Source organism: Pseudodonghicola flavimaris, from assembly GCF_030164425.1.
GTDB lineage: Bacteria > Pseudomonadota > Alphaproteobacteria > Rhodobacterales > Rhodobacteraceae > Pseudodonghicola > Pseudodonghicola flavimaris.
Map to the genome: position 1 here is coordinate 518,371 of NZ_JASNJD010000001.1, position 20,867 is coordinate 539,237.

A 20,867-nucleotide genomic window follows, 5' to 3' on the forward strand; every position below is an offset into this window, starting at 1 on the left:
GCTGTGTCTCAAGCCTTTCTAGCTCACCTTCCTAACCAACTCCGCGGGCCAGTGCAGTCGCACCCGCGCGGCCCACTTGAGCCGCACGTCATGCATGTTGTCAGCGCCGGGGTTCAACGAGACCAAGTTGAACAGCCCTGGCTCGCTACCGCGCTTTACCTGCTTTACCCAGCCCATGCCGGCTTCGTCCTCGCAGACGCAGCGGTGGCCGATCGCTTCTTCGGGCACGCCGTCGTGGGTGTCGCGGGTGTAGAAGAGCAGATCGCCGGCACTGTAGACCGGCTCCATGCTGTCCCCGACCACTTCGACCGCGACGATGCCGTGCGGGGAGAGCCCGGGCGGGCATTCGACCTGAGGGCCGTCACCTTTCTCGTAGGCGTCGAAGACCGGAACCTTGGCGCCGGCGCCGACTTGGCCGGCGATGGAGATTGAAGGCTGATCAGGCTTGCCGCTCGGTAGAGCAAATCCCGTAATCTCAGAAATCAGCAGCATCTCTTCGGCGGAGATAACTCGCTTTCCAAGCGTCATCTTGTTGATGATCGAGCGATCTATCTTCTTTGGGACGCGCGCATCAAGACGCTCTGCCAGCGCCGTTTGGCTCAGGCCAGAGTGTGCCAGAGCTTCTATCAGCCACTCATTCAGCGGCGTTGATATGGGTGTTCGCGCGTGCATCTCGCCGAACAGCATATCTTCCACGCAGATTAGCATCTGTAACGAAATTCGCTACAAAGGCAGTTGTATAGTGTAGCTAAAATCGCTACAATGCAGGCATGGAACCTGCAAGCAGCATCATTTCGGCCCTCGGCGGCCCCTCGGCGGTGGCTGAGGCCATCGGCATCCATCGCACACGAGTGTCCATGTGGCAGGCCCCGCGCGAGCGTGGCGGCACAAACGGCCTCATTCCGTATCGGCATGTCCAGAAGCTCTTGGACCTCGCCAATGAGAAGGGGGTCGAGCTCGCCCCGGGAGATTTCATCCCGTCGAGCGACGATGCCGACGCAGCCGCCTGAAAACCCTCTCTGTCCCATGGGGCCACCTTGGGCCGGGGCCGCAAAACCGTCCATCTAAACGAGCAGAGGAATTTCACATGAGGCGACCTCGCTACGGAACCGCCCAGAGCGCGGTGAGAGCGGCGCTCGACGCGACCGGGAAACGCGACAAGGACGTGGCCGACTTCCTGGGCGTCCGGGGCTCCACGCTGTCCTACGCCACCGAGGAGAGCGACGACCGGCCCGGCGGGCTGGGGGTGAACTATCTCCACCGGCTGGCGCTGGCCCATCCGGCGGCAGCGGTTCCGCTGGCCCAGCATTTCGCGGCCATGGCCGGCGGGGTCTATCAGCCGATCGACACCGAGGGCAGGGTGGTCAGCCTGTTCGAACACACCAGCCTTTGTGCCAAGGAGACCGGCGAGGCGATCGCCGCAATGGCCCGGGCCGCGGAACACGGGTCGGCAGGAAATCTCGAAGCGGCGGAGCGCGAGACCCGAGAGGCGATCGCGCAGATGGTCGCCTACCTCTCCGCGATCAACGCAAGGGCGGAGGGCGCGGCATGAGGGAATTAGCCCGGCAGATTTGTCCTGCGCTCCGTTTGCCCGCAGGAGCGGCAGGCCCACACTTCTATTGTCCCGCCCAGGTCGCCAAGCTCGCCATCCATCGGCTGTGTGCTTTGACGCATCAGTTCGTATTCACCACAGGCTGGGCATCGTTCTCCACCGGACTTCTTCTCGGAAGCTGCTTTCAGCTCGGCCACCTGATTTTCCAAAGCCTCAACCCGCGCCGGAAGTTCTTTCAGCGTTTTCCAGATCGGCACCGCATCGAGGAGTTTCAAAATGTCTGACACGGAAATCATGGATAAATCCTTGCGCGAAAAAGGTCGGGGAATTCTCGCGGATATTCTCATCGGGTTTGGGGATCGAGTCGAGAGGATTTCACTGTCCACGAGATCCGGAAATGTCGAGATCAGGCAGGACATCGAACTGGCGTTGCCTTCGCCCTCAGATCAAGAGGAGGGCGCGGCATGAAGGGCCGCCCGATCAAGAACCCACGCACCGAGCGCATCGCCTACCAGATCCACTGGCTGATCAAAGATACCGGCGGCGATTGCACGCTCGAGGATATGGCCGAGCTGAGCGGCGAGAGCTGGCAGCGGTGCCGGGCCGTCGCCGCCCGCCGAGGCTTGGCCGGGATGTACCGGACCACCTCCGCCCGCGCAGACGGGGATTTCCGCTCTGCCGATCTGCGTGTGCGGATGGATCGCGAGCTCACGGAATTGGAGGCGGCCGCCTGAGGCCGTCCTTCCGAAGACCGGCGACACAAGCCGGCAAGCGCGAGCGGCGCTCCTTCCCAACCCACGGCGCCGCTCGCGCAACAGCATCCCGGCCGCGGGGATCAGCGGCAGGACAGCCCAAGGAGAAACCTCATGTCCGATCTGAACGAAGCCCAGAAATCCACCCTCGAGCGGGTCCAGAAGGCCGGCGGCCCGGTGGTTCTGCATGTCGCCACTGCCCGCGCCCTGGTCGCCAAGGGGCTGATCAAGAGCGACGGCACCAAAGGGCACGGCAAAGCCAAGGCAGCCTACATTGCGGCCTGACGAAAGCACGGCCGGCGCCCGGGCGGCGCCGGTCTCGTCTAGTGAAACCCGAAGAGGACACCATGAACGCCCACGCTGAAATCCACCACGACATGGAAGGACCCGAGCCCGATCTGCACCTCGATACGCTGTTCGGCGATTGCCGGGACGCGATGCTGCTGCGCATCCAGACGATGAAGACAAGCTGGCCGCTCTGCAACGAGGCCGAACAGGCCGAAATCATCAACGGCATCGAGCTGGCCGCGAGGAATATCGTTCGCGCTGCCGTCCGCGAGGTGACCCGTCACGAGTTCCCGCATGCGGTGGTCACGCTGGGCGAGGTCAAGATCAAGGGTGAGAAGGGGATCGAGGGCAAGATCACCTGCGCCAACATCGAGCACAACCGGAACGTCCTGGGCGATCACGTGGGCACGATGGTGCAGTTGGTCATGATCGACAGCGAGGACTTCATGGGAGAGCAGGGGCCGGCCGAGGCTGATCCGGATCAGAAGGACTGGTTGCGGGACGCTGACGAAGAGGACGATGACGGCGATGAGCCGCTTGGTCTTCCCAGCCCCGAGGACTTCGACTGATGGTCGAGTTCACGATTCCGGGGAAACCCTTCGGCAAGCAAAGGCCCAAGGCTGCGGTCGTCGCCGGCCGCGCGCGGGTCTACACGCCGAAGGAAACCGTCAGCTTCGAGCGACAGGTCGCGGAGATTGCGCGGCCGTCCTTCCCGGTCCCGATCGCGGGTCCGGTGAAGTTGCGCGTCGTGGCGGTGTTCGAAATCCCGAAATCGTGGACGAAGAAACGCAAGGCTGAGGCCGTGAACGGTTTCCACACCCAAAAGCCCGATGCCGACAATGTGCTCAAGGCGATCAAGGACGGGCTGAACCGCATCGCCTGGGCGGATGATAGTCAAGTCGCGGACGAGCGCTGTGTGAAGCGCTGGGGGCAGCAGGCCGCGACCTTCGTGCAGGTGGAGGCGCTGTGATGCGGGTAGAGGTCAGAGGAAAGATTTACGACAGCGTCCCAGAGTGCGCCAAGGCGCTCGGTGTGGCGCCCGCCACGGTCTATTGCGCCGTCACCAGGCGGACAACGGACACGCTTGGTCTCGGGAAGGGAAACCGGACCAGCCGGCGCGGCGGCCGTCCGCCGAAGCGGGTCAAGATCGGCGAGGTCGAGTTTCCGAGCATGGCGGCCGCCAGCCGGGCGCTGGGGTTCAACCAGCGCCATGTCCAGCACGTCCTTAGCCGGGGCAAGGCAGCTGCCCGGGGGAGGCTGCTGCGCGCCGCCATGGAGTATCAGGCTCAAATGGATAAGCGCGAGATCGCGCGGAGGGCGTCGTGACGCAATCGGCGGCGAGCCTCTTCCGCGCGACCAGGGCGAAGCCGGCGGTGGACATCCGGCAGGCTCTGTTGATGGACCTTCCCAAGGCGCCACGCCCACGGCCGGCTGCGCGGCGGGATCATGACTTCTACCCGACCGGTCAACCGGACGCGATCCGCGCGCTGCTGGCAAAGGACGGGGATGTGATCCGGGCCTGTGGCTCGGTCTGGGAACCGGCCTGCGGCGACGGCGCCCTTGTGCGCCCGATCCGCGAGGCGGGCATTCCCTGCTGCGCCTCCGATCTGATCGACCGCGGCTGCCCGGACAGCTGGCAGGCGGACTATTTCACCTGCCTGCGCAGCCGGGGCAGGGCGATCATCACCAACCCGCCCTACAACCTGATCAATGCGCGAGACGGGCACGGCCGCTGGCTGCGCCACACGTTCGAGATGCCGGGCTGGGATTATCTGGCGTTGCTCCTGTCCTGGGACTGGCCGGCGGCCCGCGCCAACGGGCTGGGCGAGCTGCTGGAGGCCAATCCATTCTCCTACTGCTACCTGATGCGCTGGAAGCTCGACTTCACCGGCGAGGGCAGCCCGCCACAGCGCAACGCCTGGTTCGTCTGGCGCCGGGACTGGGCAGAAGTGCCAATGCAGATGCGGTTCATGGATCGCGTCGATAACCGGCAGGGGGCGCTGCTGTGAGCATTCGGTTGATGTCCGCCATTTTCGAGAGCCAGACGCTTGGGCCCACCGAGCGTCTGATCATGCTCGCACTCGCCGACCATGCCGACGACGAGGGGCGCTGCTATCCGTCCATCGCCCGTCTGCGCCAGCGCACTGGCCTCAGCGAGAGGGCCGTCCAGACGAACCTCAGGAAGCTCGTCGAGCAGGGCTATGTCCGCATTGTTCCCGGAGGCGGAAAAGGAAATTCGAACCTGTATTTCGTGAGCGCAAACCCCGCAGTAGGTGCACCGTTTGACGGGGGAAACCCCGCAGCAAATGCACCCCGCAGGAAATGCACCCCCGCAGCAGGTGCACCCCAAACCCCGCAGGAGATGCGGGCAAACCCCGCAGCAGATGCACCCGAACCGTCAGGAACCATCAAGGGAACCGTCACGGAAGCGGCGGACGCGTGCGCGCGAGGCCGGTCCGGGAGCCGGACGGGTCCGTCAGACGGACCGGTGTCGGTTCAGCCAGCGCCGGACATGGTCCAGCGGCTGACCCATGCGCTTGGCTTCGACGTTGCCGGCATCGTCCCGAGGTACTGGGCGACGCCGGACGCGATCGTGATCGTGGGCAAGTGGCAGACTGACCTGGGCCTCACGCCGGAGGAAATCATCGAGGTGGCGGTCGGCAACATGCGCGCCCATGGGGCGGCGGCCAACGGACCGAAGGTGCTCACGCGGCATATGCAGGGTTTTGCCGCGGCCAAGGGCCTGCACCTCACGCCCTCCGGCCAGCCCCCCAGGCGGGCCTCGCCGGTCCACCTGTGGAAACTCGACCCTGAAAAATTCAACGACGATGGGAGCATTCGCGAATGAGCGCCCTGCACAAAGCCGAAATCACCGAGATTTTCGCCCGCTGGCTGGAGCGCTACGCCCCGCCGGCGTCGATCCGCGAGAATGCCAGGGCCCAGCAGGACGAGGTCGAGGCATTGCTCGGGGTGCTTCTGCGGTTCTCACCGGGGAGCGAGGCAGGGCCCTGGGTGCGCCGGGTGCTCGACCGGCTGGAGTACCAGATGAAAACCCGGGCCTGGCCGACGAAGGCAGAGATCGGCTCCGTGTGCTCGAACATCCGCAAGGAGGAGCTGCGGGACGCTCCGCGCCGGGACAGCCCCGATCTCTCGGCGGCGACGGTCGCTGCTGGTCGGATGGCGCGAGGTGAGCCGGTCGGCGAGGGCTGGCTCTACGGCCGTGCCTCCGTCGAGCTGATCGTCTCCGGGCAGGTCGATCGGCAGACGATGGAGCGCTACCGCAGCGCGGCGTTCCTGGAGCGCAAGGCGATGTACGGCGAGGACGGGGCACGGGCCTGGGAGGATGCTGCGAAGGCGCGCCACGAGGCCGCCAAGCGGGTGCATCACCAGCGCAGCGACGCGCCGCAGAAGCGCCCGGCCGACGTCCCGGACAAGCGGGTCACTCCGCCGGAAGGGTGGGCGGCGTGAGCGGGAGCAATTCGGCCATTCCTTGTAATCACAACGCGAAGGCCCGGAAAATCAGGAACGAGGAACGAGCATGAGCAAGCACGAGCAGATCGAGGGGCGGGCCTACAGTAAGGCCGCCAGGCGCCGGGCGAAGAAGGCGAAGCGGGACAACCCGCTCGGGCTGCCGGAGATCGGCGCGACACCGAAGCGGCAGAAGAACGGGCAAAAGCACCGGCCGGCCGAGGAGCGCGGGGCGGACAAAGTGGCGCTCAAGGCGCGCTGCCGGCAACGCGGGGTCTCGGCCAACGCGGCGAACCTGCGCGACAGCCGGTCGCCCTGGTGGGGCTGCCGCGCTGGCCGGGCCATGGCGGGCGCCGTGGAGGGCCATGCGGAGCGCCTGGAGCTCTGGGACGCTATCCAGCACATGAGGCGGGTGGTGACAGCCTATGACGCCGCAATCGGCGCGCCGCGGCGCCATGCGGTCTGTCTGCGGTTGCTGGTGCCGATCGAGCGCATGGAGGCCACGGCCGAGACGCCGCCGGTGGATGATCGGACGCCGGAGGACCGCGCCCGCCAGGCCGTCAGCGCCTACATGCAGCTGGAGGGATGGCTGGGGTGGACGGACAAGGCCGCCATGGGCGAGGCCAAGCGCGTGGTCTGGGATGATGCCGAGGCAAGGGACGTGCCGGGGCTGCTGGCGGCGCTGCGGTGTGTGAGCGACGGGGTGAAGGGGCGGCGGATGGTTTGGCGGGGGCGTCACGGCAATCGATGACTTGACTGACTTTCTGAGCTTGTTGAGGCCTTTGAAGGGCATCGAAAGTGGTTGTCATGTTGACGTGATCTGAGGAAGCAACAAACGTGTTAGATAGATTCTTATTTATGTTGCTCGTGGAGACCAGTGCGGAATGACGATTGTGAGAGAGATTGAAGATGCGGTGGCCTCAGAGGCCACGGACTATGTGGTCCGAATGGGCGATACGTTTCGCGGTACGATCACCGAAGGGGATATCGACTGGATCAAGCTCGATCTGGACGGGAGCTACGGTTACAACATCCAACTCACGCTGGAGAAAGACAGTGCTTCGGCGGGCATCGACCGCAAGGGCTTTGAGATCGTGGATGAGGCCGGGGAGCGTATGGGGGTCTACAACGTCGAGGGCTCTCATCCGGAGGGCAGCGATTTCGCCCGCATTCTCGGCCAGAAAGACGGTACATATTATATCAAGGTCGGGAGCGAGTATGGGGATACCGGGAATTATCGGATTGTGCTCGCGCGGGAAGAAAGCAGCGACGAGAATACCAAGACGAAAATGGCAGCTTCCGGGGGACGTTACGATGGCGTCTGGGAGGAGTTCGGGAGCAACGCTGGTGATTCAGACTGGATCAAGGTTCGCCTGAAAGCGGGCAAGGAGTACGTTTTTAACCTGGAGCCTCAGGGGTATTACAGTACGCTGTTTGGCCGCTTCGAGATCGTTGATCGCGATGGCAAGGTGGTGTCGTGGGGAGATGGAGACTACTATGCTGGGTATGCGCCTGAAAAGACCGGCGTGTATTTCGTCAAGGCAAGTATGGCCCGTTCTTACGATACTGAGTATTTCATCCGTTCGTTCGAAAATGTACCGGGGTCGATCGGAACTAACGCCGAGATCGACGTGGGTGAAGTTCTCGAAGGATATTTCCATCCCAATTTTGCCGACACCGATGTCTATCGGATCGAATTGACTGAAGGGGTCACCTATCAGTTTGCTTTCGCCAATGCATGGGAAGCCCTGACCGGGGCGGCTTTCGGGTTGGGGCTACTCGACGATGAGGGACGTGAAATTTACTATAACGACTCCTATCAATATGTGAATTTCGAATATACGCCAGATACAACTGGCACCTTCTATGTCAAGGCGCGGGGGGTGTATGATGACGATTACGATTACTACGGCGATGGGGATGCCGATTACACTGTTTCGGTCACGGTTGACGGAGAGGTTTACGGCACCTCGAACAACGACCGGCTGACGGGAACGCGGAGTGCCGACACCATTCGTGGTCTCGACGGAAGGGACGTGATCAAGGGCGGCCTGGGGCGTGACCTTCTGGACGGGCAGGCCGGTGCAGACAGGATTCTCGGTGGCGGCGGTAATGACACGCTTCAGGGTGGCGCGGGCAATGATCGCCTCGTCGGGCAGGCGGGGAAGGACATTCTGATCGGTGGCGCCGGCCGCGATACGCTGGTGGGGGGCGCCGGGCGCGATACCTTCGTGTTCGAACTGGGAAGCGGCGCCGATGTCATCAAGGATTTCAAAGACGATAAGGATGTTCTCAAGCTGTCCGCAGACTATCTGGGCATCATGACCAAGGCCAAATTTATCGAGAAGAACGCAGAGATCGTTGGCGAGGACCTGCTGATCCACCTCAGCGACAAGGACAGCGTCCTGTTGGAGGGCATATCCTCGAAGACCGCGATCATCGACGATATCGTCCTGATCTGATCTAGAAACAGGACCTATGTGGATGGCTGATCGTCTGGCCGATTAACTTCATTCATGGATCTAGCCTTCCGCTTGACAGCCACTACCCAAACTGGCACGTTTGACAAAATCGAGAGTTTCCGCGCCCGGAGGAGAAATCCGCCGGGCGTTTCTCGTTTTAGGCACATCCACAGGGGAAGCTATCTGGCCCCGACGTGACGTGCCGGGCCGCCATACAGGTAGGCGGCGGCCCCCGATAGCCGGGGTGGTGGAAGGCCGCCGAACAGTTTCAGGCAGCCCCGACCAACTCCCGCCGAGCGGACGAGGCGATGAACGAAGACCTGGTCATCCCACGCGCCTTGGCGGTTTCGTCGATGGCACGCAGGAGGCCGCGCTCAAGCGAGATGTTCACGCGGGCTAGGGCAGTATCGGCCGGGATGTAAGGCACCGGCATCATAACGGCGCCCTGCGCCAGTTCCTCGGCAATCTCGGGGCGGCGGCGAATTTCGTCCAGCGACGCGGGCTCGACGTCAGGCTGATCCTCGAACCAAAGGTCGAGGGCCTCGGCGGCGGCAGCCGGAATCGCGTCCCAGCTATCGGCGGCTGCAAAACAGCCGGGAAGGTCCGGGAATGTCAGGCCGTAGGCGCTGTCTTCGTCGCGGTGAACGATAGCGGTATAGTAGCGCATGCTCATTCTCTCCAATCAATCAACTCGTAGAGGGGCGATAGGTAGACCGGGCTAAAGAAGCCCGGCCTGTTTGTAGATGTTCCTAACGGTTCCTATGGGCAGGTCTTTCTTTGGGTGAGGTAGGATCACTGTTCGATCCCCTTTCCGTAGTTTGTGGTGATCGCCATTAACCGAGACCACCTCGAAGCCTGCCTTCTTTAGAACCTTCAGGAGCTTTCGTGAGTTTGTTTCTAGCTCCATCGCCCCCCCCCTTTCATGAACACTTATATACACACTATCTGCCGTTAGCAAGTAAGGGTGTGTATTTAAGTGTGTAATTATGGGGCCGAGCCATGACCGACCGAGACGCAGCTGGACGCTTTATTCCCGGCAACCGCATCTGGGAACTTGCCCCGCCGGGGCCCGGGCGCCCGCCGACCTTCGCGGGCCCGGAGGAGCTCTGGGCCGCTGCCGTGGCTTACTTCGAGTGGGTGGAGGTAAATCCGCTCCATGAGGCCAAGGCCTTTCCCTACGAGGGCAAGGTGACGCTCGAGAACCTGCCGCGCATGCGCGCCATGACGATCGGCGGCCTGTGCCTGTCGATGGGCATCAGCACCGAGACCTGGCGGGGCTGGAAGACCGAGGGCCACGAGCTGCACCGGCCTGACCTGGTGGAAATCATCGGCCGTGTCGAAGCCGTGATCTGGGAAAACAAGTTCACCGGCGCCGCGGCCGATCTGCTGAACGCGAACATCATCGCGCGAGACCTCGGGCTATCGGAGAAGAAAGAGGTGACCGGCGCGAACGGCGGGCCTGTGGAGGTCAAGACTCTTGCAGACTTCTACGCTGACCTCGCGCCCAACCCTGAACCCGGCGCTACGTGATTTCTGGCTGACGCCGGCGCGGAACCGGGTTCTCTACGGCGGGCGGTCCTCGTCGAAATCATGGGATGCGGCGGGGTTCGCGATCTTCCTCGCCACGAAATGCCGGATCAGGGTGCTCTGCGCCCGGCAGTTCCAGAACAAGATCGCCGAAAGCGTCTACACGCTGCTGAAGATCCAGATCGATCGCTTTGGCCTGAGGTCCGAGTTCACGATCACCGAGAACGCGATCCGGCACAATGGGACCGGCGCGGAGTTCATGTTCTACGGGCTCTGGCGGCATATCGACGAGATCAAGTCACTGGAAGGCATCGACATCTGCTGGATCGAGGAGGCGCACAACCTCACCGAGGAACAGTGGGAGATCCTGGAGCCGACGCTGCGCAAGGAAGGCTCGCAGTTCTGGATCCTGTTCAACCCGCGCCTGGTGACGGACTTCGTCTGGCGCAGGTTCATCGCCCGGACGCCGCCGAATACGGTCAAGCGGCAGATCAACTACACCGAGAACCCGTTCCTGTCAGAGACGATCCTCAAGGTCATCGAGGCAAAGCGCGCCGAGGATGAGGAGGAATACCGCCACATCTACCTGGGCGAACCGCGCGAGGATGACGACAGCGTGGTCATCAAGCGGTCCTGGGTCCGGGCGGCCTTGGATGCCTGCCGCAAGCTCGGGCTCGATCGGGGGCCGCGCCGGCGGGTGGGCTTCGATGTGGCCGACAGCGGCGAGGACAAGAACGCGCTGGTGGCGGTCGAGGGGATTGAGGCCGTCAGGGTCGAGGAGTGGAAGACCCGGGAGGACGAGCTGCTGAAGTCCGCCGGGCGGGTGCACGCGGTGGCGCGCGGGATGAACGCCGAGATCGACTACGACAGCATCGGGGTCGGGGCCTTTGCGGGGGCGCACTTCCAGAGCCTCAACGCCGAGTTCGGGGTGACGCTCGACTATCACCGCTTCAACGCGGGCGACGGGGTGCTGAACCCGGACGCCAAGGTCGATGCGGAGGACCCGCAGTCGCCGAAGAACCGCGACTACTACGCCAACCTGAAGGCGCAAACCTGGTGGGCAGTGGCCAAGCGCTTCCGCAACACCTTCAACGCGGTCGAGAAGGGCATGAGCTTCCCGGCCTCGGAGCTGATCTCCATCAACCCGGCCTGTGACCACCTCGACCAGCTGATCGACGAGCTGTCGACGCCGCGGCGGGATTTCGACAACGCCGGCCGGGTGAAGGTCGAGAGCAAGAAGGATCTCGGCAAGCGGGATGTCCCGTCGCCGAACCTTGCGGATGCCTTCGTCATGGCCTTCGCGCCGAGAGAGCAGAAGCCCACCGCCTGGGTGCTGACGAGGAGCAACCGATGACCCTACGCCAGATGGTTGCCAATGTGGTGCAGCGGACGCTGGGGGATATGTTCCCCGCCTATTTCCAGACCTCGGCCAAACACGACCATTTCAAGGACTTCGGCTGGCCGGATCAACTGACCTTCGCCCAGTTCTACCGGATGTATCGGCGGAACGGGCTCGCCACTGCCGGGGTGGACAAGACCATCGCCAAGACCTGGGAGGACAACCCCGAGCTCTGGGAGAGCGAGACGCCGGCGGAGAGCCCGCTTGAAGGCGACATCCGCAAGGCTTTCGAACGTCTGAGGCTGTGGCATCGCTTCGCCACCGCAGACACCCGGTCGATGGTGGGCTGCTACGCCGGGGTGATCCTGCGCCTGCGGGACGGGCTGCCATTCGATGCGCCCGTGGGGCGGGTGGCCGGCGGGCTGGAGGGCCTGGCCGAGGTGATACCGGTCTGGGAAAGCCAGCTCACCGTCGCGGAGTGGGATGCCGATCCCCGCAGCGAGACCTACGGGCAGCCACGGTTCTACCAGTTCAACGAGTCCGCGCTTGGCGGCACCTCGAAATCGCCGCGACAGTTCCGGGTCCATCCGGATCGGGTCATCATCTGGTCCGACGATGGCACCGTGAACGGCGTTTCGGCGCTGGAGCCGGGCTACAACGATTTGCTGGACGCCGAGAAGATCAAGGGGGCCGGTGGCGAGGGGTTCTGGAAGACCAGCCGCGGCGCGCCGGTGGTGGGCGCCCCCGAGGGGATGACACAGGCCGATGTGGCGAAGGCCATGGGCGTCAGCCCTGCCGAGCTGGTGGATGCGCTGAATGATCAGCTGGAGAGCTTTCAGGCCGGTTTCGACAAGGGGCTGATGCTGGGCGGCATGACGGCCGTACCGATGACGATCAGCCTGCCGAGCCCTGAGCATTTCTTCGCCGCGCCGGTGCAGAGCTTCGCTGCATCGCTGCTCATGCCACTGCGCGTCCTGATCGGCAACGAAACCGGCGAACGGGCCAGCACCGAGGATGCCCGCGAGTGGAACAAGACCTGCATGGCCCGGCGCACCACCCGCAACGTGCCGCTGATCCGCGAGTTCGTGGAGCGCCTGGTGCGCTTCGGCATCCTGCCCGAACGCGACTGGACCATCGGTTGGGCCGATCTGACCGAGGCCACCGGCGCCGAGAAGATGGAGCGCGCCAGGGGCATGGCCGAGATCAACAGCAAGACGCCGATGGAGCCGGTGTTCACCGATGACGAGATCAGGGAGACGGTGGGCTACGACCCGCTGGCCACCCGCGACGATGACGGAGAGGGCGAATGAGCAAACAGGTCCGGGTCAATATCCGAACGACGGTCAATGCGGCGCAGATCAGGCGTGAACGCCGGCACGGGCGGGATTACATCATCGTTCCCTCGGCCACGCTGCCCGACGATGTGGTGATGAACGACATCCGCTATCCGGCCGAAGAGATCGAGAAGAGCTTCCGGTCGCTGGAGAACACGCCGGCGCCGCTGGGGCATCCCGACATCGAGGGGCAGTTCGTCTCGGCCTCCGATCCCGAGGGGCTGGCGCGTGGCTGGGTGGGGGCTTGGAACCGCAATGTCCGCCGCGAGAACGGCCGGGTCTTCCTCGACAAGGTGATCGACGTGGCTACCGCCAAGCAGCTTGAAGGCGGGAAGGCGGTGCTGGAGGCGATCGAGAAGGGAGAGCCGATCCACACCAGCACCGGGCTCTATTGCATGTTGGAGAACGCCGAGGGCGACAGCGAAGCCAGGCAGATCGCCCGGGACATCCAGTTCGACCACGATGCGATCCTGCTGGGGGAGGACGGCGCGGCCACCCCGGACCAGGGCGTCGGCATGATGGTCAACAGCGCCCTCAAGGACGGTCGGAAGATCGACGTAATCAACTCGGCCATCGACGAGGCCGAGCGTGAACTCGACTGGGCGGGCATGCACCTGCTCAGCGCGCTTGAGCGGCGCGACCGTGCCTCCGTCTGGGAGCGCATCAAGTCCGCGATCATGGAGGCCCTTCCGGGCTCCTCTGAGCGGGAACCCTCTGCAAATCAAGGAGAAGCAGAAATGGCTGACGACAAGCAGCTGAGTGAGCTTTCCAAGAAGGTGAACGCCCTCGAGGAGAGCCTGAAGCCCGACAACTTCGCCAAGAGCTTCGGCGAGGCCATCGGCAATGCGGTGAAGGAGGCGATGAAGCCGGTCACCGATCACGTCGAGGCCATCGTGGCCAACCAGAAGGCCGACGAAGACGCCAAGCGCGCCACCGCCATCAATTCCCTGACCAAGGGCGGCCAGTGGACCGAGGACGAGCTGAAGGACATGCCGCTGCCGGCCCTGAACAAGCTGGTCGAGAAATCGCAACCCGGCACGGCCATGGCGCTGAACTCGGCCTTCGGGGGCGCTCAGCCGCAGGGCGGCGGCTTCAAGCTGCCCACCGGTGAGAAGGAGGCCTGATCCATGGCGCGTTATTCGAACATCATCCTCGGCCCGGCCCGAAAGACCGATCCGCAGGTCAGGGAACTGGCCGCGGCCGCCGAAACGCTGCCCGGCTCGCTGGTGGTGATCAGCGCCGGCAAGTTCGCCCTGGCCGATGCCGCCACCGTCGGCAAGGTCTGGTTGGCGCAGGAGAACTATCTGGCGCTGCGTGGCGTCGACACCGCCTATGCCGCCGATGACACTGTGCTGGGCCTCGAGATGGAGGCGGATGTGCTCTACGCGGCCCGCATCGCCGACGGGGTGAACGTTGCTGCCGTCGGCACCCCCATGACGCCCGGCGCTGGCGGCACACTGGCGATTGCCGGTCTCTCCGACCTCATCGTCGCCTATGCCGATGAGGTCTTCAACAACAACACCGGCGCGAGCCAGCTTCTGAAGGTCCGCCCGGCGGGCTCGCAGAGCTATCTCTCGGCCAGCGCGTAAGGAGGCTTCTCATGCGCTACTTTGACCAACAGCTCGTGACCAACTCCCGCCCGCATGCCGCGTGGTGGGGCGAGGTCTCGGCACAGCGCGAAACCTTCCACATGCAGGAGGACTCGCTGGCCACCATCGCCAACCGCAGTGGTATGATCGGCAACGCCGCCGCGGTGCTGCCCCGGGACGCCTGGCTGGAGATGGACGCCATCACCCGGCGCGTGATGCGCGGCGATGACGGCGAGGCCTATATGGCCGACCTGATGCCGCTGGCCCGGTCGGTGAATATCGGCAAGATCGCCTTCATCAATCGCGTGTCGAGCGATGCCGGCGCAGTCAGCCGCTCGCTGTCCGGGCAGGTGCCGGAGACGCTGGGCAAGGTCGACTACGACTACCGCGGGACCATCGTCCCGATTTTCAACACCGGCTATGGCCGGAACTGGCGGGAGTGGAACACCTTCCAGTCGGAGAACTTCGACGCCCTGGCGGACGATCAGGAGGCCCACACCGCCAAGATGCGCAAGGACCAGGCGGATTACGTGCTGAACGGTGACAGCGCGCTCAAGTTCGAGGGCTACACCGGCTGGGGCATCAAGACCCATCCGTTGGCGAAGTCGATCAACCTGGGCAGCGCCGTCGGCGGCGCCAACATCGACCTGACCGATCCCGCGACGGCCTCCGACGACATCGAGGCCTTCGTCACCCAGACGCTGGGCGCGATGCTGGATGCCAACCTGATCACCGAGGCGGTGAACCTCTATGTCTCGCCTGAGATCGGGCGGAACTGGGACCGGTCCTATTCGGGCTCGGCCGGCGTGAAGGAGGGCACCCTCTGGCAGCACCTGGAGAAGAACCGCCGGATCAACAAGATCAAGGTGACCAACCAGCTCTCGGGAAACGCGTTCTTCGGCTTCGTCCCGCGGGCCGAGTTCATCCGGCCTCTGATCGGCATGGCGACCAACACCACCGCGATGGTGCGGCTGAACCCGGTCGACAACTACAACTTCCTGATCTTGGGTGCGCTCGGGCTCGAAATCCGGGCCGACTGGAACGGCCGGGCAGGGGTGTTCTACAGCGTCGTCGTCAACGCCTGACGGTGGGCATTCTGAGGGGCTGCTCCGGTGGCCCCTTTCTCATGCGTACCCAACAGGAGGAAGCTGACATGAAAATCCGCATCACCGGCGCCGGGATCTTCGGCGCGAAGGGGGCGATCCCGATCGGCACCGAGATGACCATCAAGGGGGAGCCGCCTGCGGGTTGGGCCGGTAAGTATTCCGTCATCGAGGATGGCGCGGCGACGGGCGCTGAGGGTGTCACCAACCCGGACAGGACGAAGAAGCGCCAGGCGCTTGAGGCACAGGCGGCGGAGCTGCAGGTGAGTTTCTCCGACGAGACTTCCGACGATGCCCTGATCGAAGCCATCAAGGCGGCGAAAGCGCCGAAGGCCTGATCCATGCTCTACGGCGATCTCTCCGGGTTCCGGGCCTATGCGTCGGCTCGGGGCAACGACGCGCCGGCGGCCGCCGGCGATGCAGATGTCCTGGCCGCCCTGCAGCGCGCCAGCGATTACATCCGGTTCTTCTACGTGCTGGGTTTCATCAGCACGGTGCCGGATGACACGGTGACCGAGGCGACCTATGAGGCAGCACAGATCGAACTGGGAAAACCCGGGTTCTTCTCGAAGACCTACTCGCCCGGCGAGGCCAAGGTGCTGGTCGAGGTGAAGGGCATCCGTTGGGAGCGCATCGGTGGTGGCAGCGGGACGGCAGGTGAGGCAATGACGCCGACAAGCACCATCATCGAGGCAATGCTCGGACGCTATGTGGGGCGCGGAACGGGCCTCGGTTTGAGGGTCATCGGATGAGTGGCGCCGATATCGCCGCTGAGATCCACGCGGCGCTGATTGAGGCGGCGGAAGCGACGGGACAGAGCGAGTACACTGCCACGCTCACCCGCCCGGCCGCCGAGAGCGGCAGCGATGCGGGCGCCGGCACGCCGTGGAGCGATGCCGCAACCGGGGCAGCGCCGGCAGACGACGCCTTCACCGTGACCGTCCTCGATGGCGGCACCAAGACCCGCTACAATCGGACCGATGGCGGGGCGCTGATCCCGCGCACGGTGAGGGTGTTGACCATAAGCGCGGCCGGCGAGGCGCCCCAGATGGGCGACCGGATCACGCTGGCAGATGGCACGTTCGAGCTGGCGAAGGTCGAGCCGCTGGCTCCGGGCGGCGAGGCCTTGCTTTTCGAGGTGGAGATCGCACAGTAGGCGCGTGTTCCGTGCATTCCACATATGGCGCCTTCACCAGCACCTGAGCTTCGGCAATGGCCGCATGGCTCTGGATGTGCTTTGGGCTGGCCCGGATGAGTTTTCCCTCGTCGATGCGCTGATCTTCGTCGCGTGGATCGAGGGCGCCAAGGACGAACTGGCCAAGCGCGGCTTGCCGGTCACCATCTGAATTGAGGAACAGCCATGGCAAGGAACCCAACCGCTGCGCAGCGGGCGGCGCTTGCTGCCATTCTGGCAACGTTCGAACCTCAGGTGAGAGATGCATTCCTCTCGGCCGTCTATGCGGCCCGGTCGCGGGTGAGCCTGCAGGAACTAATATCCGCCTATGAACGCGGTGACCTGCCTGCGATGCTGGAGCTCCTGCGGATGGAGCAGGGGAGCTTCTGGCAGCTGCAGGAAGCCATCCGGCAAGCCGGCGTGGCAGGCGGCACAAACGTGGCCAAGACCTTGCCTGCCGGGCTCAAGGGGAGCTTCAGCTTCAACGGGCAACACCCGCGCGCCGAGCAGCTGCTGCGCGAGCTCGGGGCGCAGCTGGTTCAAGGCATGGAGCAGGACACGCTGGAAGCGGCACGCCGGGTTATCGTCTCTGCTTTGCAAGAGGGGCGAGCCTCTCGGGCGGTCGCACTGGACCTGACCGGACGCATGGCGACGTCGGGAACGCTCAAGGGTCAGCGTGTCGGGGGAATGATCGGGCTCACGCCGGATCAGGCTGATTGGGTGGTGAATGCGCGGTTGGACCTGCGGGCGCTCGATCGACGCTATTTCACGAGAAAGCTGCGCGATCGGCGATACGATCCGATGGTTCGCAAGGCTATCGAGAGCGGCAAGCCTCTGTCGCCGGCACAGGTCGACAAGATCACGGGGCGCTACAAGGACAGGCTGCTGGCTTACCGCGGTCAGGTGGTCGCCACTCACGAGGTCCATGCGGCGCAGGCGGCCGGACGGCACGAAGCCTATCTGCAGCTGTCTGAGGGCGACAACGTCGCTGCAGTGACCAAGAAATGGATCCATGGGCACAGCAAGGAGCCGCGCCGGGATCACCGGCAAATGGATGGTACGGTCATCGCCTTCGACCAGGACTTCGTGATGGACGACGGGGCGCGCCTGCGCTTCCCGCACGACCCTCGTGGCGGCATCAAGCACAGCGCGGGCTGCAACTGCACGATGTTCTATCGGGTGGTGCCGAAGAAGGACTGAGCCATGGCGAAGACATTCACCGCGCAGATCAAGGCGTTCCTGGAACTCACCGAGCAGAACAAGCGGTACGTGGCCCAGCAGAGCATTCAGGACGTGCTGGAAGAGGCGCAGACCACGCAGCCCAGCGTGAAGCAGACCGGCGGCAGCTTCGAGCGGGGAAAGATCCCGGTGAACAAGGCTGACCTCGTGAACAGCCTTTCGGTGAATGGCGGAGCGGAGGACGCCGATGCCTATGTGGTTGCCATCGATGGCTATGACATAGGCCAGACGATGAACTTCACCTGGACGAGCGACCACGCTCTGCCGATGGAGCTCGGCTTCACCGCTGAGAATGGGACCGAGGTGCCGGGCAGGCTCTTTGTGACTGATGCCGTCGCTCAGTTCGATGACAAGGTGCAGGCCCGCGTCGCGGAGGTGAAGAAATGAGCGTCGACGCGGCTGACATTCTGAACGCGCTCGGGCAACATCTGCTGACGATGGCTGATTGCCCTCCGGTGATCTGGCCGAACAAGAAACCGGCCGCGCTGCCAGACAAGCCATATCTGGTGGCGCAGATCGCCGGGAAGAACACCGCTCGGCGTGCTGTGTCGAACGGCGCCAAAGCGACCACTGGTCAACTGATCGTCACCGTCGTGCACGATCTGGACGGATACAGCACCGCGGCGGACCGCCTTGCGCAATCCGTGGCCGACCAGTTCGACCTCGATACCCCAATCCCGGCTACAGGCGGTCAAATCCGCCTCCGCCAAGAGCCGACCGTGGTGGACGGTTACTCGGACGACGTTTCATGGCGCGTGCCGGTCGTCATTCCGTGGCGCGCGAAATGACCAGCAATCCGGCCTGACCGGATCAACCCGCGCCGGGCAGGCGCAACTTCAACAGCAGTGAAAGGAGCCTGTCATGGCTTTTCAAACCGCCTCCGGGGCGTCTCTGTCGGTGTCTGCGTCGCAGCCCGCCACCTATGACTCCACCGGCTTTGCCGCCCTGACCTATACGGTCGTCGGCGAAATCACCAACATCGGTGAGTTCGGCAAGGAATTCGCCACCGTGACCCACAACCCGTTGGCCACGCGTGGCACCAAGAAAGGCAAAGGCAGCTACAACAACGGCACCCTGTCGCCGGCGCTGGCGCTCGACCCCGACGACGCCGGGCAGGACATCATGGAGACCCTGCTGGACAGCGACAATCCCGGGTCCTTTCTGGTCACCCTGCAGGACGGCACGAAATATTACCTCGAGGGCCTGGTGATGTCGTTCAAGCCGTCTGTCGGCGACATCGACAGCGTGGTCACCGCCAGCACGTCGGTCGAAGTGACCGACAATGACATCGTGAAAGTGGCTGCCGCCTGACTCGAATAGGCGCTTCCCCTCGTGGGCGCCTCGGCCGGGCGGGAGTTTTCGGGTTTCGCCCGCCCGGCCACCAATCGAAACCCTCTTCTGAAACCGTGAAAGGATAAGCGATGGATTTCGCAACCATGGGCCAGACGCTGGCCAAGAACGACGGCATCGAAATGCACCTGGTCGGCCCGGACGGCGTGACCGAGCTCTATGCCGTCAAGGGCGAGAATGGGGACTGGAGCGTTACCAGTGACCCGGATGCCGAGGGCGCGCTGCCCTGTGTCTTCACCGTCGTTGGCCAGGACAGCCGGGCCTATCGCCGCCGCAAGCATGAGCTGGTCGACGCCCTGCGCGCCCGGCAGAAGGTGCTGAAGTCGGCGCAGATCGAGACGGAGGCCATGAAGATGGTCGCGGCCGGCGTCACCGGCTGGTCGAGTATCCCGTGGGAGGGCGAGTTGCTGGAGTTCAGCGACGACAACCTGCTGAAGTTTCTGGACCTCTACCGGCCGGCGTTCGACCAGACGAACGAATTCATCGGCGACCGCACCAATTTTTTGCGGGTCGCCTGACGCAGCTCAGGCTCTGGACGCGCCAGCAGGCTTGGCTCTCCACCCCCGAAAGGACGGGAGAGCCAAGCCGCGGACGCAAAGCTGCGAATGCAGAGCTAATGGTCGATTTGCCGCGGCTGGATGACTGGGATGGGGCGCGTGAGATAGCCGAAGCGCTTCTTGTCGCGGGGCCCTCAGAGAGCAGCGCTATGGGCGAAGTTCCGCTCTCTTGGCGAGAGATCAGAGCCTGGGCCGAGATGACCGAAGTGTGCCTGTCGCCGGGTGATCTGGAAGACCTACAGCGGCTGTCCGAGGAGTTCGTCGCAGCGTGCGGTGAGTTCCGCGAGAAGGCGGTGCCAGCGCCGTTTGGCGGCATCCGGCAGGACCCGGCCAAGGTCAGCGACATGCTCAAGCGCGCGCTGGATGCGATGGTGTCGAGCAACGGGAAGCGCCGGCCGCCTGCGAAGAAAAGCCGGTCGCCGGGGTAGGCGGCCGGTCGCGTCATTCCACCACCAACTGGGAAGTCTGGCGCAGGACAATCTGGGGCTTGCTCCGGTAGAGTTCCACGGTGCCGGCAATCGATATCCGTTTCCCCTCGATGGCTTCCACGCCGGGGAACGAGGCCGAGTAGTCCTGGAATATCACCGCAGTGAAGGTATGGTTCGGGTAGCTGCCACCCATGTTGATGAAGGTGACGCCCGATTTCTTGTCGTAATGAACCTGGCTGACGACGCCTTCGACAACGATGGCGTCGCCGATGTGCTGGCTGGCCTCTGCAGGCGGGATGGGATCAGCTGCGCCGGCGAGCGGCGCGAAGGTCGACAGGGCGAGGGCGAGAAGGAGGGCGACAAGGCGCTTCATTGGTGACCTACTCGCCGCCAGAGCGAACGAAGATCGCGAGGTCAATCATGCTCACTTCGGTTTCGCTGCTATGATGCGCCTTGACCAAGGTCCAACCAGAATGGGTGGACATGAATTCCCGAATGGCTTGGTCAAATCGCTCAACCCCGCCCTCGGTCTCCTCGGATGGTTCGTCCGTGAAGCCGTCATCCGTTTCCTCGATCACCGAGTAGTAAGCGGCGGCTGCATCCCACCTCAGGTTCAGCTTGACGGCTTGAAGTTCCACGGGAGAAGTTCGTCGATGCGGCCTTGCGGATGGCCGGCGGCGATGGCCTCGAGGGTGGTCTTGAGAT

Annotated in this window: 36 protein-coding genes; 29 read left to right on the plus strand and 7 right to left on the minus strand. The window is 64.0% G+C overall.

Going from position 1 to position 20,867, the window contains the following annotated elements; translation table 11 throughout:
- Positions 1–18: 18 nt before the first annotated feature.
- A complete protein-coding gene (locus QO033_RS02465) occupies positions 19–687 on the minus strand; it encodes a S24 family peptidase (RefSeq protein WP_284479379.1) in 669 nt (222 codons plus the stop codon).
- Positions 688–770: 83 nt separating this feature from the next.
- On the opposite strand from QO033_RS02465, the gene QO033_RS02470 reads away from it, so the two are divergent.
- Both QO033_RS02470 and QO033_RS02475 read left to right on the plus strand, forming a co-directional pair.
- A complete protein-coding gene (locus tag QO033_RS02470) occupies positions 771–1,010 on the plus strand; it encodes a hypothetical protein (protein ID WP_284479331.1) in 240 nt (79 codons plus the stop codon).
- Positions 1,011–1,087: 77 nt separating this feature from the next.
- Positions 1,088–1,552, plus strand: a complete 465-nt coding sequence (locus QO033_RS02475; protein WP_284479332.1) for a hypothetical protein — start codon at positions 1,088–1,090, stop codon at positions 1,550–1,552.
- A gap of 5 nt (positions 1,553–1,557) precedes the next feature.
- Here the strand turns inward: QO033_RS02475 and QO033_RS02480 are convergent, their stop codons facing one another.
- Entirely contained in the window at positions 1,558–1,848 is a 291-nt protein-coding gene (locus tag QO033_RS02480; RefSeq protein WP_284479333.1) for a hypothetical protein, read from the minus strand.
- On the opposite strand from QO033_RS02480, the gene QO033_RS02485 reads away from it, so the two are divergent.
- From QO033_RS02485 to QO033_RS02535, 11 genes are all read left to right on the plus strand, one after another.
- Positions 1,829–2,020, plus strand: a complete 192-nt coding sequence (locus QO033_RS02485; RefSeq protein WP_284479334.1) for a hypothetical protein — start codon at positions 1,829–1,831, stop codon at positions 2,018–2,020. The two genes, QO033_RS02480 and QO033_RS02485, sit on opposite strands and share 20 nt — an antisense overlap.
- Positions 2,017–2,286 (plus strand): hypothetical protein, encoded by a 270-nt coding sequence (locus tag QO033_RS02490; RefSeq protein WP_284479335.1) that lies wholly within the window; start codon positions 2,017–2,019, stop codon positions 2,284–2,286. Before QO033_RS02485 ends, QO033_RS02490 begins: the two co-directional genes overlap by 4 nt.
- 132 nt (positions 2,287–2,418) lie before the next feature.
- Complete coding sequence (locus QO033_RS02495) at positions 2,419–2,589, plus strand: hypothetical protein (RefSeq protein ID WP_284479336.1); 171 nt, start codon at positions 2,419–2,421, stop codon at positions 2,587–2,589.
- Positions 2,590–2,651: 62 nt separating this feature from the next.
- Complete coding sequence (locus QO033_RS02500; protein ID WP_284479337.1) at positions 2,652–3,161, plus strand: hypothetical protein; 510 nt, start codon at positions 2,652–2,654, stop codon at positions 3,159–3,161.
- The gene (locus QO033_RS02505; RefSeq protein WP_284479338.1) at positions 3,161–3,562 is read left to right on the plus strand and encodes a RusA family crossover junction endodeoxyribonuclease; all 402 of its coding nucleotides are present in this window, start codon (positions 3,161–3,163) and stop codon (positions 3,560–3,562) included. The genes QO033_RS02500 and QO033_RS02505 overlap by 1 nt, the downstream gene beginning before the upstream one ends.
- Positions 3,562–3,918: a hypothetical protein gene (locus QO033_RS02510; protein WP_284479339.1), complete on the plus strand. Its 357-nt coding sequence runs from the start codon at positions 3,562–3,564 to the stop codon at positions 3,916–3,918. The genes QO033_RS02505 and QO033_RS02510 overlap by 1 nt, the downstream gene beginning before the upstream one ends.
- Before the next feature lie 71 nt (positions 3,919–3,989).
- Positions 3,990–4,601, plus strand: a complete 612-nt coding sequence (locus QO033_RS02515; RefSeq protein WP_284479340.1) for a hypothetical protein — start codon at positions 3,990–3,992, stop codon at positions 4,599–4,601.
- Positions 4,602–4,612: 11 nt separating this feature from the next.
- On the plus strand, positions 4,613–5,440 hold the full coding sequence (locus tag QO033_RS02520) for a helix-turn-helix domain-containing protein (RefSeq protein WP_284479341.1): 828 nt from the start codon (positions 4,613–4,615) through the stop codon (positions 5,438–5,440).
- The gene (locus QO033_RS02525) at positions 5,437–6,060 is read left to right on the plus strand and encodes a hypothetical protein (RefSeq protein ID WP_284479342.1); all 624 of its coding nucleotides are present in this window, start codon (positions 5,437–5,439) and stop codon (positions 6,058–6,060) included. Before QO033_RS02520 ends, QO033_RS02525 begins: the two co-directional genes overlap by 4 nt.
- A gap of 70 nt (positions 6,061–6,130) precedes the next feature.
- Positions 6,131–6,811, plus strand: coding sequence for a hypothetical protein (locus QO033_RS02530; RefSeq protein ID WP_284479343.1), 681 nt, complete (start codon positions 6,131–6,133; stop codon positions 6,809–6,811).
- 133 nt (positions 6,812–6,944) lie between these two features.
- Positions 6,945–8,522: a calcium-binding protein gene (locus tag QO033_RS02535; RefSeq protein WP_284479344.1), complete on the plus strand. Its 1,578-nt coding sequence runs from the start codon at positions 6,945–6,947 to the stop codon at positions 8,520–8,522.
- A 268-nt stretch (positions 8,523–8,790) separates the two neighbouring features.
- Here the strand turns inward: QO033_RS02535 and QO033_RS02540 are convergent, their stop codons facing one another.
- Both QO033_RS02540 and QO033_RS02545 read right to left on the minus strand, forming a co-directional pair.
- Positions 8,791–9,189 (minus strand): type II toxin-antitoxin system HicB family antitoxin, encoded by a 399-nt coding sequence (locus QO033_RS02540; RefSeq protein WP_284479345.1) that lies wholly within the window; start codon positions 9,187–9,189, stop codon positions 8,791–8,793.
- Positions 9,190–9,240: 51 nt separating this feature from the next.
- Entirely contained in the window at positions 9,241–9,429 is a 189-nt protein-coding gene (locus tag QO033_RS02545; RefSeq protein WP_284479346.1) for a type II toxin-antitoxin system HicA family toxin, read from the minus strand.
- 92 nt (positions 9,430–9,521) lie between these two features.
- Here QO033_RS02545 and QO033_RS02550 point away from each other — a divergent pair, with 92 nt between their 5' ends.
- The 16 genes from QO033_RS02550 to QO033_RS02625 all read left to right on the plus strand — a co-directional run bounded on the left by QO033_RS02550 (position 9,522) and on the right by QO033_RS02625 (position 20,162).
- On the plus strand, positions 9,522–10,052 hold the full coding sequence (locus QO033_RS02550) for a DNA-packaging protein (RefSeq protein ID WP_284479347.1): 531 nt from the start codon (positions 9,522–9,524) through the stop codon (positions 10,050–10,052).
- Positions 10,000–11,403, plus strand: coding sequence for a PBSX family phage terminase large subunit (locus tag QO033_RS02555; RefSeq protein WP_284479348.1), 1,404 nt, complete (start codon positions 10,000–10,002; stop codon positions 11,401–11,403). The genes QO033_RS02550 and QO033_RS02555 overlap by 53 nt, the downstream gene beginning before the upstream one ends.
- Positions 11,400–12,698 carry an anti-CBASS protein Acb1 family protein gene (locus QO033_RS02560; RefSeq protein ID WP_284479349.1) on the plus strand — a complete coding sequence of 433 codons (1,299 nt, stop codon included), beginning with the start codon at positions 11,400–11,402 and terminating at the stop codon, positions 12,696–12,698. Before QO033_RS02555 ends, QO033_RS02560 begins: the two co-directional genes overlap by 4 nt.
- Positions 12,695–13,846 (plus strand): hypothetical protein, encoded by a 1,152-nt coding sequence (locus tag QO033_RS02565; RefSeq protein ID WP_284479350.1) that lies wholly within the window; start codon positions 12,695–12,697, stop codon positions 13,844–13,846. The genes QO033_RS02560 and QO033_RS02565 overlap by 4 nt, the downstream gene beginning before the upstream one ends.
- A gap of 3 nt (positions 13,847–13,849) precedes the next feature.
- A complete protein-coding gene (locus tag QO033_RS02570; RefSeq protein ID WP_284479351.1) occupies positions 13,850–14,311 on the plus strand; it encodes a hypothetical protein in 462 nt (153 codons plus the stop codon).
- A gap of 11 nt (positions 14,312–14,322) precedes the next feature.
- On the plus strand, positions 14,323–15,396 hold the full coding sequence (locus QO033_RS02575; protein WP_284479352.1) for a major capsid protein: 1,074 nt from the start codon (positions 14,323–14,325) through the stop codon (positions 15,394–15,396).
- A gap of 68 nt (positions 15,397–15,464) precedes the next feature.
- Entirely contained in the window at positions 15,465–15,752 is a 288-nt protein-coding gene (locus QO033_RS02580; RefSeq protein ID WP_284479353.1) for a hypothetical protein, read from the plus strand.
- A gap of 3 nt (positions 15,753–15,755) precedes the next feature.
- A complete protein-coding gene (locus tag QO033_RS02585) occupies positions 15,756–16,166 on the plus strand; it encodes a hypothetical protein (protein WP_284479354.1) in 411 nt (136 codons plus the stop codon).
- Positions 16,163–16,570: a hypothetical protein gene (locus QO033_RS02590; RefSeq protein ID WP_284479355.1), complete on the plus strand. Its 408-nt coding sequence runs from the start codon at positions 16,163–16,165 to the stop codon at positions 16,568–16,570. The genes QO033_RS02585 and QO033_RS02590 overlap by 4 nt, the downstream gene beginning before the upstream one ends.
- A gap of 64 nt (positions 16,571–16,634) precedes the next feature.
- A complete protein-coding gene (locus QO033_RS02595; protein WP_284479356.1) occupies positions 16,635–16,760 on the plus strand; it encodes a hypothetical protein in 126 nt (41 codons plus the stop codon).
- A 14-nt stretch (positions 16,761–16,774) separates the two neighbouring features.
- The gene (locus QO033_RS02600; RefSeq protein WP_284479357.1) at positions 16,775–17,788 is read left to right on the plus strand and encodes a structural protein; all 1,014 of its coding nucleotides are present in this window, start codon (positions 16,775–16,777) and stop codon (positions 17,786–17,788) included.
- 3 nt (positions 17,789–17,791) lie between these two features.
- Positions 17,792–18,214, plus strand: coding sequence for a hypothetical protein (locus QO033_RS02605; protein ID WP_284479358.1), 423 nt, complete (start codon positions 17,792–17,794; stop codon positions 18,212–18,214).
- Complete coding sequence (locus tag QO033_RS02610; RefSeq protein WP_284479359.1) at positions 18,211–18,615, plus strand: phage tail terminator-like protein; 405 nt, start codon at positions 18,211–18,213, stop codon at positions 18,613–18,615. Before QO033_RS02605 ends, QO033_RS02610 begins: the two co-directional genes overlap by 4 nt.
- 73 nt (positions 18,616–18,688) lie before the next feature.
- A complete protein-coding gene (locus tag QO033_RS02615) occupies positions 18,689–19,138 on the plus strand; it encodes a hypothetical protein (protein WP_284479360.1) in 450 nt (149 codons plus the stop codon).
- Between the two features lie 110 nt (positions 19,139–19,248).
- On the plus strand, positions 19,249–19,695 hold the full coding sequence (locus QO033_RS02620) for a hypothetical protein (RefSeq protein WP_284479361.1): 447 nt from the start codon (positions 19,249–19,251) through the stop codon (positions 19,693–19,695).
- Positions 19,696–19,883: 188 nt separating this feature from the next.
- The gene (locus QO033_RS02625; RefSeq protein WP_284479362.1) at positions 19,884–20,162 is read left to right on the plus strand and encodes a hypothetical protein; all 279 of its coding nucleotides are present in this window, start codon (positions 19,884–19,886) and stop codon (positions 20,160–20,162) included.
- Between the two features lie 13 nt (positions 20,163–20,175).
- Here QO033_RS02625 and QO033_RS02630 read toward each other — a convergent pair whose 3' ends face one another.
- The 3 genes from QO033_RS02630 to QO033_RS25350 form a co-directional block, all read right to left on the minus strand.
- Positions 20,176–20,535, minus strand: a complete 360-nt coding sequence (locus tag QO033_RS02630) for a nucleotide-binding protein (protein WP_284479363.1) — start codon at positions 20,533–20,535, stop codon at positions 20,176–20,178.
- Between the two features lie 7 nt (positions 20,536–20,542).
- Entirely contained in the window at positions 20,543–20,800 is a 258-nt protein-coding gene (locus tag QO033_RS02635; protein ID WP_284479364.1) for a hypothetical protein, read from the minus strand.
- Positions 20,776–20,867 (minus strand): transposase domain-containing protein (locus QO033_RS25350; protein ID WP_456107298.1); only part of this gene is annotated, 92 nt, incomplete at its 5' end. The genes QO033_RS02635 and QO033_RS25350, both read right to left, overlap by 25 nt.

Coding starts and splice junctions, on each gene's coding strand:
- QO033_RS02465 (WP_284479379.1), bottom strand. CDS start 687: ATGCTGTTCGGCGAGATGCACGCGCGAACACCCATATCAACGCCGCTG.
- QO033_RS02470 (WP_284479331.1), top strand. CDS start 771: ATGGAACCTGCAAGCAGCATCATTTCGGCCCTCGGCGGCCCCTCGGCG.
- QO033_RS02475 (WP_284479332.1), top strand. CDS start 1,088: ATGAGGCGACCTCGCTACGGAACCGCCCAGAGCGCGGTGAGAGCGGCG.
- QO033_RS02485 (WP_284479334.1), top strand. CDS start 1,829: ATGTCTGACACGGAAATCATGGATAAATCCTTGCGCGAAAAAGGTCGG.
- QO033_RS02480 (WP_284479333.1), bottom strand. CDS start 1,848: ATGATTTCCGTGTCAGACATTTTGAAACTCCTCGATGCGGTGCCGATC.
- QO033_RS02490 (WP_284479335.1), top strand. CDS start 2,017: ATGAAGGGCCGCCCGATCAAGAACCCACGCACCGAGCGCATCGCCTAC.
- QO033_RS02495 (WP_284479336.1), top strand. CDS start 2,419: ATGTCCGATCTGAACGAAGCCCAGAAATCCACCCTCGAGCGGGTCCAG.
- QO033_RS02500 (WP_284479337.1), top strand. CDS start 2,652: ATGAACGCCCACGCTGAAATCCACCACGACATGGAAGGACCCGAGCCC.
- QO033_RS02505 (WP_284479338.1), top strand. CDS start 3,161: ATGGTCGAGTTCACGATTCCGGGGAAACCCTTCGGCAAGCAAAGGCCC.
- QO033_RS02510 (WP_284479339.1), top strand. CDS start 3,562: ATGCGGGTAGAGGTCAGAGGAAAGATTTACGACAGCGTCCCAGAGTGC.
- QO033_RS02515 (WP_284479340.1), top strand. CDS start 3,990: ATGGACCTTCCCAAGGCGCCACGCCCACGGCCGGCTGCGCGGCGGGAT.
- QO033_RS02520 (WP_284479341.1), top strand. CDS start 4,613: ATGTCCGCCATTTTCGAGAGCCAGACGCTTGGGCCCACCGAGCGTCTG.
- QO033_RS02525 (WP_284479342.1), top strand. CDS start 5,437: ATGAGCGCCCTGCACAAAGCCGAAATCACCGAGATTTTCGCCCGCTGG.
- QO033_RS02530 (WP_284479343.1), top strand. CDS start 6,131: ATGAGCAAGCACGAGCAGATCGAGGGGCGGGCCTACAGTAAGGCCGCC.
- QO033_RS02535 (WP_284479344.1), top strand. CDS start 6,945: ATGACGATTGTGAGAGAGATTGAAGATGCGGTGGCCTCAGAGGCCACG.
- QO033_RS02540 (WP_284479345.1), bottom strand. CDS start 9,189: ATGCGCTACTATACCGCTATCGTTCACCGCGACGAAGACAGCGCCTAC.
- QO033_RS02545 (WP_284479346.1), bottom strand. CDS start 9,429: ATGGAGCTAGAAACAAACTCACGAAAGCTCCTGAAGGTTCTAAAGAAG.
- QO033_RS02550 (WP_284479347.1), top strand. CDS start 9,522: ATGACCGACCGAGACGCAGCTGGACGCTTTATTCCCGGCAACCGCATC.
- QO033_RS02560 (WP_284479349.1), top strand. CDS start 11,400: ATGACCCTACGCCAGATGGTTGCCAATGTGGTGCAGCGGACGCTGGGG.
- QO033_RS02565 (WP_284479350.1), top strand. CDS start 12,695: ATGAGCAAACAGGTCCGGGTCAATATCCGAACGACGGTCAATGCGGCG.
- QO033_RS02570 (WP_284479351.1), top strand. CDS start 13,850: ATGGCGCGTTATTCGAACATCATCCTCGGCCCGGCCCGAAAGACCGAT.
- QO033_RS02575 (WP_284479352.1), top strand. CDS start 14,323: ATGCGCTACTTTGACCAACAGCTCGTGACCAACTCCCGCCCGCATGCC.
- QO033_RS02580 (WP_284479353.1), top strand. CDS start 15,465: ATGAAAATCCGCATCACCGGCGCCGGGATCTTCGGCGCGAAGGGGGCG.
- QO033_RS02585 (WP_284479354.1), top strand. CDS start 15,756: ATGCTCTACGGCGATCTCTCCGGGTTCCGGGCCTATGCGTCGGCTCGG.
- QO033_RS02590 (WP_284479355.1), top strand. CDS start 16,163: ATGAGTGGCGCCGATATCGCCGCTGAGATCCACGCGGCGCTGATTGAG.
- QO033_RS02595 (WP_284479356.1), top strand. CDS start 16,635: ATGGCTCTGGATGTGCTTTGGGCTGGCCCGGATGAGTTTTCCCTCGTC.
- QO033_RS02600 (WP_284479357.1), top strand. CDS start 16,775: ATGGCAAGGAACCCAACCGCTGCGCAGCGGGCGGCGCTTGCTGCCATT.
- QO033_RS02605 (WP_284479358.1), top strand. CDS start 17,792: ATGGCGAAGACATTCACCGCGCAGATCAAGGCGTTCCTGGAACTCACC.
- QO033_RS02610 (WP_284479359.1), top strand. CDS start 18,211: ATGAGCGTCGACGCGGCTGACATTCTGAACGCGCTCGGGCAACATCTG.
- QO033_RS02615 (WP_284479360.1), top strand. CDS start 18,689: ATGGCTTTTCAAACCGCCTCCGGGGCGTCTCTGTCGGTGTCTGCGTCG.
- QO033_RS02620 (WP_284479361.1), top strand. CDS start 19,249: ATGGATTTCGCAACCATGGGCCAGACGCTGGCCAAGAACGACGGCATC.
- QO033_RS02625 (WP_284479362.1), top strand. CDS start 19,884: ATGGGCGAAGTTCCGCTCTCTTGGCGAGAGATCAGAGCCTGGGCCGAG.
- QO033_RS02630 (WP_284479363.1), bottom strand. CDS start 20,535: ATGAAGCGCCTTGTCGCCCTCCTTCTCGCCCTCGCCCTGTCGACCTTC.